This window comes from Thioalkalicoccus limnaeus, assembly GCF_041197575.1.
GTDB lineage: Bacteria > Pseudomonadota > Gammaproteobacteria > Chromatiales > Chromatiaceae > Thioalkalicoccus > Thioalkalicoccus limnaeus.
On record NZ_JBDKXB010000087.1, the window covers coordinates 1 to 656 of the forward strand.

Annotated in this window: 1 pseudogene; it reads right to left on the reverse strand. The window is 59.8% G+C overall.

Annotation, left to right across the window (positions count from 1 at the left end):
* Positions 1 to 633, reverse strand: a pseudogene (locus tag ABC977_RS18225) (ATP-binding protein); the annotation flags it as partial.
* Positions 634 to 656: the final 23 nt, after the last annotated feature.

The window sequence follows — 656 nt, forward strand, 5'->3', positions numbered from 1 at the left end:
AGGGTCAGCTAAATGGTGACCAGGGTCAGCTAAATGGTGACCACGCAATGGGTGAGTGGCGAGCTGCGCGGGCTCCTGAATGCCGAGCAGCCAACAGAGCAGGCCGGTATCGTAAAAGTAGAGCTTTGGCGACTTGATCAAGCGTTTGTTGAAGTTCGCGTGGTGCGGTCGCAGCAAGAAAAGCAAATAGCTCGCCTCCAGAACCGAGAGCCACGCCTTGGCCGTGTTATGCGTGACTCCGCTGTCGCTAGCCAACGCCGAAAGGCTCAACAACTGCCCACTGCGCCCCGCGCACAGACGCACGAAACGCTGAAAGGCATCGAGATTCTGCACCTGGAGCAGTTGCCGCGCGTCCCGCTCCACGTAGGCCGTCACATAAGCCGGAAACCACTGCCGTGGCGACAAGGCGCGGTCGTAGAGAGGGGGGTAACCACCGGTGAAGAGCATGCGGTCAAGCTCATGCGGTGCCTGTCCGGCCCTAGTCAGCTCCTGGTAGGTGAAGGGCAGCAATTCGACGAACGCCGAGCGCCCGGCTAGCGACTGACTGATGTTCGACAGCAGCCCGAATTGCTGCGATCCGGTCAGCAGGAACAGGCCCATCCGACCATCGCCATCGACATGGGTCTGCAGGTATTAATCGTTGCAAAAGTCTGCAG